General features: G+C 59.7%; 14 protein-coding genes and 3 pseudogenes. 6 read left to right on the top strand and 11 right to left on the bottom strand.

What is annotated here, in order from left to right; genetic code table 11:
* Positions 1 to 417: 417 nt before the first annotated feature.
* Positions 418 to 633: pseudogene (locus FJ936_RS08130) on the top strand (IS630 family transposase); the annotation flags it as partial.
* Positions 634 to 798: 165 nt separating this feature from the next.
* Here FJ936_RS08130 and FJ936_RS08125 read toward each other — a convergent pair.
* From FJ936_RS08125 to FJ936_RS08115, 3 genes and pseudogenes are all read right to left on the bottom strand, one after another.
* Positions 799 to 1,777: pseudogene (locus FJ936_RS08125) on the bottom strand (Dyp-type peroxidase).
* A 135-nt stretch (positions 1,778 to 1,912) separates the two neighbouring features.
* Positions 1,913 to 2,971, bottom strand: a complete 1,059-nt coding sequence (locus tag FJ936_RS08120) for an alpha/beta hydrolase (protein ID WP_141906355.1) — start codon at positions 2,969 to 2,971, stop codon at positions 1,913 to 1,915.
* Positions 2,972 to 3,284: 313 nt separating this feature from the next.
* Positions 3,285 to 3,869: a glutathione binding-like protein gene (locus FJ936_RS08115; protein WP_141906339.1), complete on the bottom strand. Its 585-nt coding sequence runs from the start codon at positions 3,867 to 3,869 to the stop codon at positions 3,285 to 3,287.
* Between the two features lie 446 nt (positions 3,870 to 4,315).
* Between FJ936_RS08115 and petA the strand changes: the two genes are divergently transcribed.
* The 4 genes from petA to FJ936_RS08095 all read left to right on the top strand — a co-directional run bounded on the left by petA (position 4,316) and on the right by FJ936_RS08095 (position 8,731).
* Positions 4,316 to 4,792, top strand: coding sequence for a ubiquinol-cytochrome c reductase iron-sulfur subunit (gene petA / locus FJ936_RS08110; RefSeq protein WP_141906338.1), 477 nt, complete (start codon positions 4,316 to 4,318; stop codon positions 4,790 to 4,792).
* Positions 4,793 to 4,803: 11 nt separating this feature from the next.
* Positions 4,804 to 6,108 carry a cytochrome b N-terminal domain-containing protein gene (locus tag FJ936_RS08105; RefSeq protein ID WP_141906337.1) on the top strand — a complete coding sequence of 435 codons (1,305 nt, stop codon included), beginning with the start codon at positions 4,804 to 4,806 and terminating at the stop codon, positions 6,106 to 6,108.
* Between the two features lie 86 nt (positions 6,109 to 6,194).
* A complete protein-coding gene (locus FJ936_RS08100; RefSeq protein ID WP_246680421.1) occupies positions 6,195 to 7,817 on the top strand; it encodes a mechanosensitive ion channel family protein in 1,623 nt (540 codons plus the stop codon).
* Positions 7,814 to 8,731, top strand: coding sequence for a pirin family protein (locus tag FJ936_RS08095; RefSeq protein WP_141906336.1), 918 nt, complete (start codon positions 7,814 to 7,816; stop codon positions 8,729 to 8,731). The genes FJ936_RS08100 and FJ936_RS08095 overlap by 4 nt, the downstream gene beginning before the upstream one ends.
* Positions 8,732 to 8,774: 43 nt before the next feature.
* Here the strand turns inward: FJ936_RS08095 and FJ936_RS08090 are convergent.
* The 8 genes and pseudogenes from FJ936_RS08090 to FJ936_RS08055 form a co-directional block, all read right to left on the bottom strand.
* Positions 8,775 to 9,203: pseudogene (locus FJ936_RS08090) on the bottom strand (DUF1810 family protein).
* A 42-nt stretch (positions 9,204 to 9,245) separates the two neighbouring features.
* On the bottom strand, positions 9,246 to 9,527 hold the full coding sequence (locus FJ936_RS08085; protein ID WP_141906335.1) for a GNAT family N-acetyltransferase: 282 nt from the start codon (positions 9,525 to 9,527) through the stop codon (positions 9,246 to 9,248).
* 51 nt (positions 9,528 to 9,578) lie between these two features.
* Complete coding sequence (locus FJ936_RS08080; protein ID WP_141906334.1) at positions 9,579 to 10,313, bottom strand: ATP-binding protein; 735 nt, start codon at positions 10,311 to 10,313, stop codon at positions 9,579 to 9,581.
* 209 nt (positions 10,314 to 10,522) lie between these two features.
* Positions 10,523 to 10,960 (bottom strand): CBS domain-containing protein, encoded by a 438-nt coding sequence (locus FJ936_RS08075; protein ID WP_141906333.1) that lies wholly within the window; start codon positions 10,958 to 10,960, stop codon positions 10,523 to 10,525.
* Between the two features lie 57 nt (positions 10,961 to 11,017).
* The gene (locus FJ936_RS08070) at positions 11,018 to 11,665 is read right to left on the bottom strand and encodes a hypothetical protein (protein ID WP_141906332.1); all 648 of its coding nucleotides are present in this window, start codon (positions 11,663 to 11,665) and stop codon (positions 11,018 to 11,020) included.
* A 69-nt stretch (positions 11,666 to 11,734) separates the two neighbouring features.
* On the bottom strand, positions 11,735 to 12,136 hold the full coding sequence (locus FJ936_RS08065; RefSeq protein WP_013896611.1) for a cupin domain-containing protein: 402 nt from the start codon (positions 12,134 to 12,136) through the stop codon (positions 11,735 to 11,737).
* 70 nt (positions 12,137 to 12,206) lie between these two features.
* Positions 12,207 to 12,965: an SDR family oxidoreductase gene (locus tag FJ936_RS08060; protein ID WP_141906331.1), complete on the bottom strand. Its 759-nt coding sequence runs from the start codon at positions 12,963 to 12,965 to the stop codon at positions 12,207 to 12,209.
* A 65-nt stretch (positions 12,966 to 13,030) separates the two neighbouring features.
* Positions 13,031 to 13,801 (bottom strand): alpha/beta hydrolase, encoded by a 771-nt coding sequence (locus FJ936_RS08055; protein WP_141906353.1) that lies wholly within the window; start codon positions 13,799 to 13,801, stop codon positions 13,031 to 13,033.
* Positions 13,802 to 14,219: 418 nt separating this feature from the next.
* On the opposite strand from FJ936_RS08055, the gene FJ936_RS08050 reads away from it, so the two are divergent.
* Positions 14,220 to 14,447: a DUF680 domain-containing protein gene (locus FJ936_RS08050; RefSeq protein ID WP_013896614.1), complete on the top strand. Its 228-nt coding sequence runs from the start codon at positions 14,220 to 14,222 to the stop codon at positions 14,445 to 14,447.
* Positions 14,448 to 14,625 lie beyond the last annotated feature (178 nt).

The raw sequence follows: 14,625 nt of genomic DNA, 5'->3' as shown, positions 1-14,625 counted from the left end.
GAGATCGTAGCGTAGAGAACAGATTCCTATATTATCATGGCATTGAGGAGAAACGACGATGGATGCCAAGTCTCGCAAAGCACAACCGATTAGGACGGCAAGATAAAAGGGCGCACATTGTACGGCGCTCGGTTGGCTGTTTTTGCTGGCGTTTTCGCCATTCCTCGCACATTGCGCGCCTTTGCTGCAATGTGCGAGTTTATAATAAGTCATTGATCTCGTGTGGGAATCTACAGGGTGCGAAAGACTCCGCTGGCTGATACCGGGATCGCCACTTGTCTTTCAAACGTCGGCACTTGGGCCGAAACCGGACTGTCGGGTTTGAGGCGCGGATCGTCAGAAGCAGACTTAACAGGACGTCTGTGTGCTGGCCTGAACTGATCCTAACGCGAACGGCGAAATTGAAGAGAATAGGTCAGGTCTCGCCGATCATGGCAGGGATGCTTCGATCGGGCGCGTTTAGTGTCATTCACGAAACGTGGATCGAGACCAACATGGCGCCGCTTCTCGGCAGGGGCCAAGGGGCCAACGCCTCCGCAGCTTCGCCCGCACGGCCATTGGCCAATCCTGACCTTCCTGGGCGCGCTACGCCACGATGAATTCACTGCGCCATGCGTCGTTGACGGCCCCATCCGACGGCAAACGTCAGGCCATCAAGGCCGACGGCGCGGAACTCTACCGAACGATACGGTTAGCCCATGTTGAGGACATGGCGCTCTCGATCGGGTTGAGATCGCGCGAGTAAGGCGTATGTTTTCATATTTGGTGGGAACCTATTTGACGGCGACTCCGAACAGGTCAACCCGACGGGCCCAGACCAGCGGTCGAAATAGCTTCCCCCGTCGCAACGTTTTCCAGGAATGTCGCCGACGGTACGAAGAACAAATTGGCGGTGACTGCACGGCTGAAGTCCAGCAACCGATCGTAGTTGCCTGGCGGGCGGCCAATGAACATGTTCTCGAGCATCTGCTCGATTCTGCGCGGCGAACGGGCGTAGCCGATGAAATAGGTGCCGAACTCGCCCTTGCTCACGTCGCCGATGGCATGTTGTCGCGGACGATCTCCAACTGCTCTCCGTCCTCGATGATTGTGGTCAGCGCATTGTGGGCGGAGGTCGGCTTTACGGCATCGTCCAGCTCGACATCGGTGAGTTTTTTCCTGCCGATAATTCCCTCTTGCTCCTCGATTGGGAGCCCGTTCCATGCTTTCAGATCATGCAGGTACTTTTGCACGATCACATAGCTGCCTCCGGCAAATGAGGGGTCCTCCTCGCCGATGATCGCGGCCTTGACGGCGCGCTCAGCCACCGGATTTTCCGTGCCGTCGACGAAGCCGATCAGGTCGCGGTCATCGAAATAGTTGAAGCCGTGCACCTCATCGGCTGTGGAGACTGCGCCATCGAGCCGCGACATGATCTGCGTCGCCAGTTCGAAACTAAGATCCATCCGCGACGCACGAATGTGAAAGAGGATGTCGCCCGGCGTCGAGACGGCGTGATGCCGGCCTTGTATCTCGCGAAATGGATGCAGGTCCTTCGGTCTGGAGGCTCCAAACAAACGATCCCAGGCATTGGAACCAAACGCCATGACACACGACAGCCGGCCGTCCAGGTCGCGGGACCCGACTGCGCGCACGAGGGTGGGAAGATCGGCACACAAGGCGCGCACGGTCGCTTCGTGTTCTGGTCCAGAATTTATCGTCACGACGAGAATATCGCGGCCCGCGTCAGTTGCGCGACGACTGGTTGCGAAACAGCGGATGGCAAGGTCGAATCCACAATAGGTCCCTTTATCTTGTTCGTAACGCCACCGGTCGACCGGCACAGGCGGCGGAAGGGCGGAGTGGAGTTGCAACCACCGACGCGAATGACCCCAGCATCATCTCCGCCTCAGTTGGTCACGATTTTGCCCGATCAGTATTTGCCGACGTCGATGACTGCCTGGGCGAAAGCCCGTGGGGCTTCCTGCGGCAAGTTGTGGCCAATTCCGCCGGTGATGATCCGATGCGCGTATCTGCCTGGAAATTTCTTGGCGTAGGAACTGCTGTCCGGGTGGGGTGCGCCATTGGCATCCCCCTCGAGGGTGATGGTGGGCACCGTGATCACCGGGCTTTCGGCCAGCCGCTTTTCCAGACCGTCATATTGCGGCTCGCCTTGAGCCAGGCCGAGCCTCCAGCGGTAATTGTGGACGACGATGCTGACGTGATCCGGGTTGTCGAGGCACGATGCACTGCGATCGAATGTGGCGTCATCAAAGTCCCACTCCGGCGAGGCGATCCGCCAGATAAGATTTGCGAAATCACGCCGGTATTGTTCGTAGCCGGCACGGCCGCGTTCCGTCGCAAAGTAGTACTGATACCACCATTGGAGCTCGGCCTTCGGCGGCAGCGGCATTCTGTTTGCGGCGAGACTGCCGATCAGATAACCACTAACCGAAACGAGAGCTTTGCAACGCTCCGGCCAGAGCGCCGCGATAATGCAGGCTGTGCGCGCGCCCCAGTCATAGCCGGCGACGATTGCTACGCCGATCTTCAGCGCATCCATCAATTCAATGACATCGACAGCCAGCACCGACTGCTGGCCGTTACGGACCGTCTGACTGGCAAGAAAGTGTGTCGTGCCATGGCCGCGCGAGTACGGAACGAGCACCCGATAGCCCGCCATCGCCAACAAGGGAGCGACATCGACAAAGCTATGGATGTCGTAGGGCCAGCCGTGAAGGAGGATAACGACGGGACCGTTGGGCGGACCAGCTTCCGCATAGCCGACGTTCAGCAGGCCTGCGTCGATTTGCCGGAGCGCGAACGAGGCAGCCGTCGAGCGTTCTGTCGTTGCACCGTTCAGCGCTGAAACGCCTTGCGCCTTAGCTGGGCGTACTGTCGTGAATTGAGTAGCGGCCAGACCCATTGCAGCAACGCCGACAAAGGCCCTGCGATAGCGATCAATTTCTCCCGGCGGTCTTGGATTTTCCATCCTCGCAACCTCTTCCCCGGCACCATCGGATGCCACCTGTTTTGGCGCAGCACCTTCATTCATCGGCTTGGCGTTCCCACCCTGCGTGCCTTGGCATGACGCGATTGCCGGGCAGTGTAGAAAGTTGCGCTTGAACACGCGGGAAGGGCAAGCTGAGTGGCGCCTCGCCTCCCATCCTTACGAATTCGGGGCGTAACCCGTCGCCGCGCTTGGCAGCGAACAGGTGGAGGTTCTGCAGCAACGGAAGGATGGACAAACTCCTTCGTAATGTGGTGTGGCTGAACGGTGACACGACACGCGGCCGGTCTCGCACTTAGACAAGGCCCTCGCGCTTCATTGTGATGCGAACGGCCGGGCGGGCCGCAATTCTGGCGCGCAGCGCTTCCAAAGGAGCGGGAACAGGGACTTGGAAGCGGGCCGCCCAAAGCAGCATCACGAAAAGGTAGAAGTCCGCTACGCTGGGTTTCTCGCCGAACAGATAATCCGTCTTTAGACCGTTCGCGAAGAGATCGAGTTGCGCCGCAATCGTGGTGCGCGCCTTGGCCATTTCAGCATCGCTGCCTTGGTGCCACATGGGTTTGAAGCTTCGGTGTATTTCGGTCGATACGTAGGTCAGCGCTTCGAGAACGCGCGTACGACCCATCGGCCCTTCCACGCCGAGTGCCGGGTATTGCGCCGCTATCCAATCGAGGACGGCGACATTTTCTGTCAGCGTTTCCCCGCTATCCAGCACGAGGGCGGGAACATACCCCTTGCGCGTGACAGTGGTGAAATCATCCCCCGACCCCGTTCGTTTGGTTTTGAGATTGACCGTTTCGCGCTCGAAAGCGGCACCCGCCTCCTCCAGTGCGATGTGGTCGGCCAGGCTGCAGGCGAGCGGGCTGTAATAGAGTTTCACGGTTTTTCCCTTGTTTGAATGCGGACGCAGTTCGCAAATTCACCGGGCGGGAGCCGCGTCCTTGATGTTCTAGAAACTTTCACTTGCCGGGAAGGAAGGCTACGACACCGACAGGTAGGCGTGCCTATGCCGAGGTATGATCAAGCTAAGCAATCGTTCTGCGATTGCCGCATGCAATGCCGGAATCCCGCTCAGGTGGGGAACGGCGACAGCCAAGAATTCAGAGCCACCACGCCTGGCGTCCTCGACACTCCGGTAATCATTCGCTCAGGAACCATAAACGAAAGTATTGGACGCACGTGCCCTTGGCACGATGGCCCACATCCCGCCACGGCCTGCATAGTTCAACTAGAAATGAGCAAGCGCGAAAGGCGAAGGCCGTGGCCGGGTTTCCCAGACTGACGCCGACGCACTGGAGCAGCTTTCCAATCAGAGGAGTCCTCATCATGGCCGAGCTTTCCGAAATCGAGACCGGCACTGCCGCATTGCCCGCCGAGGCAATGGCCACGGTCGAAGTCGACGTCTCCTCGCTGATGGCGGGAATGTCGCTGGTCGTGCAATGGCGCGGCAAGCCCGTCGTCGTGCGCAACCGCACCGAGAAGGAAATTGAGGACGGCAAAGCTGTAAGCTTGGCCGAGCTCAAGGATCCGATCGCCCGTAACGCCAATCTGCCGGCCGATGCGGCTGCAATCGATGCAAACCGCACTGTCCCGGGCAAGGAAGCCTGGATCGTGATGGTCCAGGTCTGCACGCATAGCGGCTGCATCCCGGTTGGCCAGCAAGGCGAGTTCGAGGGCTGGCTCTGCCCGTGCCACGGCTCGCAATACGATACTGCCGGCCGCATCCGCAAAGGCCCGGCGCCCGAGAATATGGCGGTACCCGTGTTTCAGTTCATTGCCGACACCAGGATCCGTATCGGCTGAGGGGGCATTCGATGAGCGACAAACATTCGAGCTATTCGCCCAAGACCGGAATCGAGCGCTGGTTCGACGCCCGCCTGCCGCTGCCGCGGCTGGTGCACGATAGCTTCATCGTCTATCCCGTCCCGCGCAATTTGAACTACGCCTACACGTTCGGCGGCATTCTCACGGTCATGCTGGTTTCGCAGATCCTGACCGGCATCGTGCTGGCGATGCATTACGCTCCCGATACCGGACTGGCTTTCAATTCAGTCGAAAAGATCATGCGCGACGTGAATTCGGGATGGCTGCTGCGCTCTCTCCATGCGAACGGCGCCTCCTTCTTCTTCATCGCCGCCTACATCCATATCTGCCGTGGGCTCTACTACGGCTCTTACAAGGCGCCGCGTGAGCTTCTGTGGTTGCTCGGATGCACGAACCTTTTGCTGATGATGGCGATCGCCTTCATGGGCTATGTGCTGCCTTGGGGCCAGATGTCATTCTGGGGAGCCACGGTCATTACCAACTTTTTCACGGCCATCCCACTGGCCGGCGACTGGTTCCAGCGGCTCCTGCTCGGCGGTTTCGCGGTCGGCAATCCGACGCTGAACCGCTTCTTTGCGCTGCATTACCTGTTGCCGTTTGTGCTTGCAGGTGTGGTGACCTTGCATATCTGGGCGCTTCACGTCGTCGGGCAGAACAATCCAGCTGGCATTGATGTGAAATCGAAAACCGATGTCGTGGACTTCACGCCCTATGCCACCGTCAAGGACGCATTCGGCATCATCGTGTTCCTGTTCTTCTTCGCCTATTTCGTCTTCTACCTGCCGAACTATCTCGGCCATCCTGACAACAACACGATCGCAAATCCGCTGAAGACACCCGCGCACATCGTGCCGGAATGGTACTTCCTGCCCTTCTATGCGATCCTGCGCGCCATCACCTTCAATGTCGGGCCGATCGACTCCAAACTCGGCGGCGTGCTCGCCATGTTCGGCTCGATCGCGGTGCTGTTCGCCGTGCCGTGGCTCGACAGGTCCAAGGTTCGCTCGGCCGTTTACAGGCCCCGGTACAGAGTGTTCTTTTGGCTCTTCGTCGCCAATGGCCTGTTTCTCGGCTGGCTTGGTTCGCGGCCGGCCGAAGGCACGTATGTCGTCCTGTCTCAGTTGGCGACGCTCTACTACTTCGCCTTCTTCCTGATCGCCCTGCCGGTGCTGGGCTTCATCGAGAAGCCACGCCGGCTGCCGAATTCGATTACCGAAGCGGTGCTCGAGAAGAACAGGGGAGCCGGCGCAAAAAGGCGGTCGCCGGGCCGGAGGCCGAACGTTGAGCGGCGATGATCGTCTCTCCGTCTGCTTGAACATGCGCCGATAGAAAACGCTTTGGATCAAGCCGCGCCCTTACGTCGAAGCGGCGAGACAACTTCGTGTCGAGCGCCAGGAATCACCCTGCCACAAGTTCGAAAACTAAGGTTGCGATTATGGTCGATCCAGGTCTGGCATTGAGCTGGTCGAGCTCTCCTCTCATCTACATCGTGTTGATCGGCCTGGCTGGAATTGTCGTCTGGAATCTCGTTCCGGAACGCTTCGCCAATGCGAGGCTGATCGTCCAACTGGTCTTTTTCCTTGCAATGTCGATCATGGTTCTTGAACTGCGGGTCGTCCCGTACGAGCCGACAGGAGGCGATGAGACGACCAGCGGAGCGATCCTCATCGGATCGGTCAAGCTGCTGTGGTGGATGCATCTTGCCTGGGCGCTGATCGGGTTTGTCCGCATCTATGTCGTGTTCGAGCGAAAGCCGCATGAGGCACGCCTCCTGCAGGATGTCGTGGTCGGCATCGTCTACACGGGAATGCTCCTTTCAATACTGGCGTTCGTCTTTGCCGTGCCGGTCGGAACGCTCATCGCCACGTCGGGTGTCTTTGCGGTCATGCTGGGTTTGGCGCTCCAGAATACGCTTGGCGACGTATTTTCGGGAATCGCGCTTAACCTCGGCCGCCCTTACGTGCTGGGAAACTGGATCATTCTGAACGACGGAACCGAGGGCCGCGTCGTCGAGACCAATTGGCGCTCGACCCAACTCCTCACCCCGGCCCACAACGTCATCGCGCTTCCGAACAGCCTTGTCGCCAAAATCGGGGTGACAAATCTTAGCGGCCCAGACGAGAGCCATGGACTTGCCGTGACGATCAAGATGTCGCTGACGAAGACGCCGGCCGTCATCGTAGACACGATGCGCATGGTCCTGCTGAGCTGCAACTCGATCCTCCAGGACCCATCGCCCACGGTTGCCATCACGAGCCTGGATGCGGCTGCAATCGAGATCGAGCTGTCATTTCGCGTCGCCAGCCTTGATCAGCGGATTACAGCTCGGAACGAGATCTTCGATCTCGTCTATCGCCATTCAAGGTCAGTCGGCGTGCTGCTGGCAGCGCCACTTTCGGCTTCGGTAGTCATGACCTCCTCACCAAGTGACGGGACGGCGACCTCCCGAGGCTTCGCCGCCATCGACCTGATCAAGGCCATACCGATCTTCTCGGCCCTAACGGATGCCGAGCAGGAGTCGCTTGCCGCGGCGATCTCGGTTCGCAGCTACCGCAAGGGCGACGTCATTGCAGAACAGGGAGAGATGCTGCCGTCCCTCATGATTGTTCGGAAGGGCGTGATCGTCCGGCAACATGGCCAAGGGAATGCTAGCATGCAGGAGGTTGGTCGGCTTGCGCCTGGCGACTTCTTCGGCGAGACCGGCCTGCTCGCCGGTATTGGCGAGATGCCGACATTGCGGGCAATGACCCACGTCGTGGTCTACAAGATAGACCAGGAGAGCTTCGCGCCGCTGTTGCTCGACAGGCCCGAGATGGCCGAAGATCTTGCGGCAATCCTGTCGATGGGGACGTCGGCCTACGGGGAAACCGGCATCCCCGGCCAGCAGCACGAGAGCTCAAAATTCGCGCTCCTGAATGCCATTCAGGCTGTCTTCCAAACCACCCCGTTCAAGCACGCTCGAGCACCTGGCCGAGAGGTCTTGCAGAAGGATGAACATCCATGACCATTGTCCAAAGCGACATCGTCGGCATCGATTCACTCAGGCAGCCTGCTATGGGTGATTTTGCCGACGGTTTGAAGGTGCGGCGCGTATTGCCCTCCTCGAACCGCCGGATGATCGGCTCCTTCATCCTGTTCGACCATTTCGGCCCCGCGGTATTCGACGCGGGTCGTGGTTTCGACATGGGCCCGCATCCGCATATCGGGATCGCGGCCATGACCTATCTGTTCGACGGGGAGATCATCCATCGCGACAATCTCGGTGAAGTGCAGGCCATCCGCCCCGGCGAGGTCAACTGGATGACGGCCGGGTCCGGCATCGTCCATTCCGAACGCACGTCGCCAGAAGCCCGAACGCGGGGAAGCAATCTCTTCGGCGTTCGGGCTTGGGTGGCGCTCCCCTCCCGGCACGAAGAAGTTGCTCCCCACTTTGCACATTATGGCGCTCCCGAAATCCCACGGATCTGTGCCGACGGGGTCGAGTTCACTTTGATCGCAGGGGTGTCCGACGGGTTGGTCTCTCCGGCAAGGACGTACTCCGACCTGGTCTGCGCCGAAATCGTGCTCACGGGCAGTGCGCGATATCAGGTGAAACCCGGATATCGCGAGCGTGCGATCTATGTTGTCGCCGGGGAGATCGAAGTCATGGGCCAACTTGGCACGTTCGGTGAAGGCGAATTCATCATGCTAGCGCCCGGCGCCGAGATCGTGCTCCGGGCGCCTGCCTTCCATGCCGCGCGGCTGATGCTGATCGGCGGCGAGCCTCTTTCCGAACCACGTTATATCCATTGGAACTTCGTCTCCTCCTCAGTTGACCGGATTGAGCAGGCAAAGGCGGACTGGCGTGAAGGCCGCTTCCCGGGAGTTCCAGGGGAACAGGGATTGATGCCTCTGCCAGAGAAGGAAATAGAGCGGTGACGGTTTCGGCGGCGGCCACATCCGCCGGTCGCCGGCGGCATTGTCACATCGAGTAGAGTTTGCGCATCGTACCCTCGTCGATTTGACCGTCGAACCAGACATCGAAGATGGTCTCGAGCAGGAACTCGTCGTTACTAGCCTCGGAAAACAGCGTTAGGGACGCGTGCAATTTCTTTGTATATTCATCACCGAAGACCGCGCGAGCACTTAGATTGGAAACTCGTTGCAGTGCGCCGACTCATTCCCGATAACGACCGCCCAGTATCGGCGATTGGAGGTAAGCGCCTGCCTCGTCGAGTGATGTGATCGCGTACGGATCGGCTTCAGTGTCGCTTCGCCCTGTAGCCAACCTCGGGAAGATCAACTCCATGTATGGAGTACACATCATGCCTCGACGCAGCATAGCCAGCGCGTCGCCGTACACGGGATCCTGAGCGTTGACGAACCTCTGCAAATTATATTGGTCGTCCATCTCGACTCAGACCTTTTAGCAAACAGCTGTATTCGTGCCTGATCACCCTGCAACGACATCGGTGTATTCCGGATGCCTGGCGACGAAGCCGCTCATGAAGGGACACTTCAAAACCGCTTTGCGGCCGGTTTTGCGGATCAATTCGAAGGTGCCTTGCGCCAACCGCGACGCGATCCCCTGTCTGGAAAATTCCGAAGGCACTTCGGTATGAATCAGCGCAACCTTGCCGTCTTGGAGCGTATAGTACGCCACTGCGAAGGCTTGACCGGTGATCGGGAGCTCGAACCGATGCTGTTGAATGTTTTCTGTGACCTTTGCATGCATCTCTATCTCTTGATGTGCGTTGCTTGAGGCTGGATGTAGCTTGCCCGGTCGCTATCGCATCGCGGGCAACCGCAGCGTGACGGTTGTGCCTGCCCCGGGCGCGCTCTGAATATCGATGCTTCCGCCTGACTCTTCGGCAAAACGCTTCACCATCGGCAGGCCGACGCCGCCGAGGCCCTGCGCTTTTGTGGTGAAGAAGGGATCGAATGCGAAGGCAATCGTCTCGGCGGTCATTCCCACACCGTCGTCGGCGGTGGTGATATCCACCTGAGCAGCCGATGAGCCGTCAAAGACCACTGCGGTTTCTATCGAGATCAGGCCCCCGTTGGGAGATGCATCGCGCGCGTTGAATACCAGGTTCAGAATCGCGTTCTGCAAACCCAGGCGATTGCACCTCACTGACGGCAAGTCCGGCGTCACTCGAACCTCGAGTCGAATCTTGGGATCCCACGCGCTTCGAATGAGGGTCTCGATTTCAGCCAGACAGGCGCCGACATTTGCATATTCGCTTTCTCTGCGGCTCTCTCGGGCGGAGCTGATAGTCTGGCGGACAAGCGCGCCGGCTCGTTCCAGGGCAGTTCTGGCGCCCGAAATTACATGCCCAAGCGCTGGAGCCGCCGAGACGCTCGGGTCACGGGCCAGGTGATTCAATGCCGACGAGGCGACCTGGATCAGATTGCCAAGGTCATGAACGATGCCGGCGGTCGCTAGCTGAATGGGCAGGCCATCTCGGGGAATCTCGGGCGGGCTGTCGAAGACATCCACTTTCACTTCCGGACGAGACATTATAACCCTCATGTTTGCTCAGGCAGAATTCAGTTGCTTGAAGACGGTACAATAGAGGACGGGAGTGGTCGATTAGATCGAGTAAGAAGCCGAACCATACTGCAGTATATGTCCCGCGATCTGCGGACCATCGCCAGTGCGGGACCAAACATCTCGCGAGACAGAGCTCCCGCTCTTTCGTGCTCATCGCACCGTCGCGAGATTCTCCTCTATTGGTAGCCAACGCCCCCGATATAGTTGGCGAGCAGTCGCTCCTGGAGCTCTTCCTGTTGGAAGAGCGCCTTCATCGCGTCGCGGATATCGAGGACGCCTATCGGCTTAGCGCCGGCGCCGAGCACCGGTAGGTTCTGGAGCCGCTGTGTTGTCATGGTCTGCCAGACCGAATGCAGGTCGTCATCGGGCCCACAGGATACGAAAGACCGGCTCATCAGTGTCGATACCGGCGCTTCCGCCGGCCCCGAATTCGCCAGATGACGGACAAGGTCGGACTTGCTCAGCACGCCTGCCGCCTCGCCACTGCCATGGCATACGACAACCAGGCCTATGGCCGGCTTGGACAGCCATAGCGCAGCTGCCCGCAGCGACGTGTCGAGGTCGACCGCCGCAAGGCGCGCCGATGTTTCTGGATGTAGACTGTCAATTCGCATGATGCCCTCTTGAGGCGTCTCGCGGCCGCAGCCGGAGAGATCAGGTTCGAGGTTTCGTTACTCTTCGAAGGGAGTGTTCATCACAAAATCGACGGAAGACGGCGCCTTGTAGCCGGCCACGAAGCGCTCACCGAAATCCCGGGCAAAGTTATCGTAGGTCGTTTCCGGGTTCATCTTGGCGATGTGACAAAAGCAACGCGTCATCCGTCGCTTCATCTGAAGACGCGGAAATTCGCCGACGATCCTGGCTATCTCGGCGGCAGAGATGAGACTGTATTGCAGGCCCACGACATCAAGGCAGATGCCGGCTGTGCACAGCGCCACCTCGGCCTCCTTGTAGAGGCCGATCGACGGCGTCGAGTTGAGTGCGACGCTGTCCCATATCAACTGAGCACGACGCTCGTCGAAGCCGCCTTGCCGGACGAAGGCGCGAGCCAGATCGGCGCCTTCCACCTCGAAACGGCGCGGCCCAGCGAAGGTCTCGTTGAGCGTGACGTCGTGCAACAGGGTTCCGACGGCAACGACTTCGCCGTCGTGCTCAATGTTCTGGACCTGTGCGATCCGGACGGCGAAGAGCCAGGATCGGACCACGTGGTTGAACAAATAGGGCTCACACAGGTGGCGGGCATGTTCGATCGCCCGGCCAACAAGCGGCGTATCGGGGACCGAAACCCCTGCAAGCGTGCGCCTGGCGATCGCATCCATTTGAGTGCCTTTCCTTCGCCGATTGTGTGCCCGGTTTGACGCCCTTGCCTTGGCAAGGGCGTCGCCAGTTCATTTCGCGTAAGTCGTCAGGTTGGTCTCGTTGGTATCGACGACGAAGACCGCAAGCAGGCGAGCGCGTTCCGTCTTGCTGGCGTTTTCACTGACGGCGTGATGGTCGCCCGGAAATTCCGAGAAGCTTTCGCCTGCACGGTACGTCTTCACGGGTCCACCGTTGACCTGGCTTCGGATCGCCCCCTCCAGCACCGTGGCATAGATGAACGCGGAACTGGGATGGGTATGCGCCGGCGATGTCCCGCCCGGCCCGTACTCGACGAGCACGGCTTTCAAGCTCTTGCCGGGCACATTTGGAAGCGCGTGGTCGTAGACAAGCTTCACGCTGTCCGCGTCTTTGGCCATTGCTGCGGTGACGGATGCGGCGGCGAGCGCTGCACAGAGGAGTTTCCTGATCATGTCTGATATCCTTGGTGGAATGAGGGCTAGAGAATGCTGGTCTGAGGGTCGCGAAACCGGCGTTCAGTACTTACGCCGGTGGCGTGTATCGGCTGAGCCAGTCGTCGAAGCGAACGGCGCCGATACGCGCGTTCTCGCCGGGGACAAGCGTTTGATCGTCGATTGCCACTTGACCGTAGTAGAGAGCGCCAGGATCCGAGACGATTTTGCGCGGATCGTTGGTGGCCTTTAGAAAGCGACCGACGAGCTCGCTCATGCGAACGCGATCGGGGCCGGCAATTTCGATCGTGCCGTTCACTGGCGCTGCTAGGGCGACGTCCGCCATCGCATCGGCAACGTCGTCGGCTGCCATTGGTTGGAAGTACGCCGGTGACATGTGGACGGTATCCCCTACGGCGCCGGTGTTTGCGATGGCGGCGGTGAACTCGAAGAACTGTGTGGCGTGCACGATCGTGTAGGGGATAGCGGACTCCTTGATCAGCTTTTCCTGAAGCAGTTTGCCGCGGAAATACCCCATGTCCTGCAGCCGGTCGGTGCCGACGACGGACAGCGCGACGTGATGGCGGACGCCGGCGGCCGCTTCGGCTGCAAGAAGATTACGCCCGGATGCCGCGAAAAATTCGAGCGCGGCCTTTTCCTCGAATGACGGTGAGTTCGCGAGATCGACGACGACCTGTGCCCCGGCAAGAGCGACGGCCAGCCCTTCTCCGGTGACGGTGTTCACTCCCGAATTCGGTGAGGCCGCAAGCACGTCGTGTCCCTTCCTGCGCAGTCTTTCCACAGTCTTGGAGCCGATCAGCCCGGTTCCGCCGATGACGACGATCTTCATTTCCAATCTCCTTTGTTGAGGGTGTTGATTTGCGGGTGTTGGTCGAATGTCGGCTTTCCGGCGAGCTACTCGCTGGCCGATGCGGCGTCCTCGATAAGTGAGGTGACCTCGTCGGGGTGCGAGACCATGAGCGCGTGGGAAGCACCCTCGATGACGACCGTCTTCACGGCGTGCGCGCGCTTGGCCATGAAGCTCATGACGGCTGCCGGGATATTTCGGTCATCGGTGCCGTAGATCATGTAGGACGGCAGCGTTTTCCATGAAGCTACGCCCGAGGGCTCGGCCAGGGCTGCCTGCGCGATCGGGCGTTGGGTGGCGGCCATCAGCAACGACTGCTCTTCGGGAACGTCGGCCGCGAACTGGGCTCGGAATTTGTCCGGCTGGATGAAGAGATCCTGGCCGCCGTTCGGCGACGCGACTGGAGCAAGCGCGCTTGCCAAAGTGCTGCCGGGAAACATGCTGGACAAGGTGGCGCTCGATTCGCCGTTATCCGGCGCGAATCCGGCCACGTATACCAAGGCCTTCACGTTGGGATTGCCGTTGGCGGCTTCGGTGATCACGGGTCCGCCGTAGGAATGCCCCACCAGCACGATCGGTCCGGGAACCGACCGGATGATGGCCGAGACCGCCGCGGCATCGCTGGCGACGCTGCGGAGGGGATTGGCTGCCGCCTTCGCCACATAGCCGTCCCTGCCGAGTTTGCTTATGACCGCGTCCCAACTCGACGATTCGGCGAAGGCCCCGTGCACCAGCACGATCGTCGGCTTGGGCTTCGCTCCCGCCGCCTGCGCCGTTGCGCCACCCGCTACGGCAAGCGCGGCGGCCAGCGCCAGGATTCCAGTGACATTTCGCATTTGCTTTCTCCTTTGTCGGCCTTCCGTTTGACCAATGTGGAGAAGGATGCGCCGATCCGGGGCGCCGACCTATTGTGCGGAATGGTCGGTCATACGATGCCAAGGTGCAGGGTGGGTCATCGCTGCGATCAGGTGACCTGGGTATTCCGCACGCGGATCGCCGGCAGCGCAGGAGTTCGTGACCAATACAAATCCATGGAGCTGCTGCCTTCAAACACCACTGCCGCCCCGGCGTAACGGCAAGACTCCCACCGCGAACGACATTGCCCCTGACCTTAGGCCTTCACAGTCCATGCTTTCGTATGGATCAAACAGCCACATCGTCTGATCGTTCCGCAATGACGCAGCATTTATATTGTTATTGTGAATACGATCCAAAATTAACCATGGAGTTACCAAAATGAAGAACACATCTCTTGCTGCCGCAATCCTTCTTGTTGCAGCAGGAAACGCCGTCGCCGGAAGCGATCACTACGGATCAAACTCGGTCCAGCAACCCGCAACCTCTTCCGAGAGCATGCACACCTCCTCGATCAGGAAGACGGGCAACGATGCCGGCGTGCAGGAGACCGTGCGCAAGCCGATTGCTCCCAGCAAGGACCCGGGCCAGGGCATCTGGGGTCACTAGCACCCGAAAATTGTAGAACCTGGAAGGACCGGGGCGTCGCCCCGGTCCTCTTCACGCTTTCCAAAGGACCTTGAAAGTGCGTGGGGGCCCTGACACAGGTTCTGAGACCGAGGAGCTATAAAACCACCTTTCACCTTGGATCTGGCCGGGTGGGATGGCGATCGACGCTCGACCGTCA

The sequence above is a fragment of the Mesorhizobium sp. B2-4-13 genome, from assembly GCF_006658535.1.
Taxonomy (GTDB): Bacteria; Pseudomonadota; Alphaproteobacteria; order Rhizobiales; family Rhizobiaceae; genus Mesorhizobium; species Mesorhizobium australicum.
Note: the sequence above shows the minus strand (reverse complement) of the source record. Positions and strands in the feature narration are given on the sequence as shown.